Below are 981 nucleotides of genomic sequence, written 5' to 3'. Positions count from 1 at the left end.
GCGCCGGCCGCCAGCGCCGTGCGCGCGGCGGCAACGAAATCCTCCGAAAAAACAAAGTGCTGCGCGGCCTCGACCTGGCCGCAGGCGTGGATCATCCGGATGGCGACATCGGCCTCGGCGTCGGAAAAGCGCGAAAGGTCGGCCTCGGCACGAATGATGGCGAAGGAGCGCTCATAGATCGCCGTGCCGTCGTGGATGTAGTCATAGGCGGCCATATTCATTCCTGTCGGTAGAGTTCGGTGACACCGGCCGCGCCAAGCCTTGCCAGGCAAGTGGCGGCGGTTTCGCCTCGAAGTCGTGCGCGGCGGATCGCTGCGGCAATGCTGCCGATGCCGCGCGCGGCGTCATAGCCCGGCCTGTATCCGGCAGGAAGGGTCTTAGCCGTCCCGTCCACGACAAGTCCGGCTCCGTTATCGCCGCCGACCAGTGTCAGCGCCGCCGGGCCGGGATGCGCACAACCCTTGGCGCAGCCGGAGATATGAAGCGTGAGCGAGGAATCGAGGATGTCATGGTTTTCGGCTGCAATGGTCTCGGCGATATCGCGCGTCGCAATCCGGCCGGAGGTGCAGGCCGGCGCACCGGGGCAAGCGGCGATCCTGCTGCGCGGATCGGCAGCGTCGATGACGTAGCCGATGGTGGCGGCGGCTTGCTGGAGTGAGCGGCAGGCGGTCGGGGAGAGGCCAAGGAAAAGCAGCGCGCGTCGTGGCGCGAGGCGGATTTGGGTTGCGCCCAGGACGATAGCTTCTTGTACGAGGCCGATGAGTTTTTGCGCGGGCATGCTGCCGAAGGGCAGGCCGATCCCGAGGGCGGTTGCATCGCTTGTGAGGGCGAAGAGGCCGATCGGCGAAGGTGTTAGTTCGGACAATTTGAGAGGCAGGCGATCCTGCGCACCCCCCTCTGTCCTGCCGGACATCTCCCCCGCAAGGGGGGAGATCGAGCTCTCATGGCCGCTTTCGCCAACTATGAGCGTCGCAGGACGAG

Annotated in this window: 1 protein-coding gene and 1 pseudogene; both read right to left on the bottom strand. The window is 66.1% G+C overall.

Features of this window, described 5'->3' with window-relative positions:
* A partial coding sequence (locus E5W87_RS30970) for a precorrin-8X methylmutase (protein ID WP_292406420.1) occupies nt 1–215 on the bottom strand: 215 nt, incomplete at its 3' end.
* A 2-nt stretch (nt 216–217) separates the two neighbouring features.
* Nucleotides 218–981, bottom strand: a pseudogene (locus E5W87_RS30965) (precorrin-3B synthase); the annotation flags it as partial.

This window comes from Mesorhizobium sp. (assembly GCF_004962925.1).
Classification (GTDB): Bacteria; Pseudomonadota; Alphaproteobacteria; order Rhizobiales; family Rhizobiaceae; genus Mesorhizobium.
This window is presented reverse-complemented; position numbering and strand designations above follow the sequence as displayed.